The organism is Peribacillus asahii (assembly GCF_003570725.1).
GTDB lineage: Bacteria > Bacillota > Bacilli > Bacillales > DSM-1321 > Peribacillus > Peribacillus asahii.
Window position 1 is genome coordinate 1 of the sequence record NZ_QWVS01000031.1, and the last position, 1,531, is coordinate 1,531.

1 rRNA gene is annotated in these 1,531 nt (G+C 51.4%); it reads left to right on the top strand.

The annotated features are described in order from the left end of the window. Window positions 1–1,531: ribosomal RNA gene (locus D1953_RS14980) — 23S ribosomal RNA — on the top strand; the annotation flags it as partial.

Below are 1,531 nucleotides of genomic sequence, written 5' to 3' on the forward strand. Positions count from 1 at the left end.
GGTTAAGTTAGAAAGGGCGCACGGTGGATGCCTTGGCACTAGGAGCCGATGAAGGACGGGACTAACACCGATATGCTTCGGGGAGCTGTAAGTAAGCTTTGATCCGGAGATTTCCGAATGGGGAAACCCACTGTTCGTAATGGAACAGTATCTGTACCTGAATACATAGGGTACTGAAGGCAGACCCGGGGAACTGAAACATCTAAGTACCCGGAGGAAGAGAAAGCAAACGCGATTTCCTGAGTAGCGGCGAGCGAAACGGAATTAGCCCAAACCAAGAGGCTTGCCTCTTGGGGTTGTAGGACACTCAACATGGAGTTACAAAGGAACGGGGTAAATGAAGAGATCTGGAAAGGTCCGTCAGAGAAGGTAAAAACCCTGTAGTTGAAACTTCGTTCCCTCCTGAGTGGATCCTGAGTACGGCGGGACACGTGAAATCCCGTCGGAAGCAGGGAGGACCATCTCCCAAGGCTAAATACTCCCTAGTGACCGATAGTGAACCAGTACCGTGAGGGAAAGGTGAAAAGCACCCCGGAAGGGGAGTGAAAGAGAACCTGAAACCGTGTGCCTACAAGTAGTCAGAGCCCGTTCATGGGTGATGGCGTGCCTTTTGTAGAATGAACCGGCGAGTTACGATTTCATGCAAGGTTAAGTTGATGAGACGGAGCCGCAGCGAAAGCGAGTCTGAATAGGGCGAATGAGTATGAGGTCGTAGACCCGAAACCAGGTGATCTACCCATGTCCAGGGTGAAGTTCAGGTAACACTGAATGGAGGCCCGAACCCACGCACGTTGAAAAGTGCGGGGATGAGGTGTGGGTAGCGGAGAAATTCCAATCGAACTTGGAGATAGCTGGTTCTCTCCGAAATAGCTTTAGGGCTAGCCTCGAGATTGAGAGTATTGGAGGTAGAGCACTGATTGGACTAGGGGCCCCCATCGGGTTACCGAATTCAGTCAAACTCCGAATGCCAAATACTTATACTCGGGAGTCAGACTGCGAGTGATAAGATCCGTAGTCAAAAGGGAAACAGCCCAGACCACCAGCTAAGGTCCCAAAGTTTATGTTAAGTGGAAAAGGATGTGGAGTTGCTTAGACAACCAGGATGTTGGCTTAGAAGCAGCCACCATTTAAAGAGTGCGTAATAGCTCACTGGTCGAGTGACTCCGCGCCGAAAATGTACCGGGGCTAAACATAACACCGAAGCTGTGGATGGACATCTGCGATGTCCGTGGTAGGAGAGCGTTCTAAGGGCGTTGAAGCTAGACCGGAAGGACTGGTGGAGCGCTTAGAAGTGAGAATGCCGGTATGAGTAGCGAAAGAAGGGTGAGAATCCCTTCCACCGAATATCTAAGGTTTCCTGAGGAAGGCTCGTCCGCTCAGGGTTAGTCGGGACCTAAGCCGAGGCTGAAAAGCGTAGGCGATGGACAACAGGTTGATATTCCTGTACCACCTATACATCGTTTGAGCGATGGGGGGACGCAGGAGGATAGGGTAAGCGCGCTGTTGGATATGCGCGTCCAAGCAGTTAGGC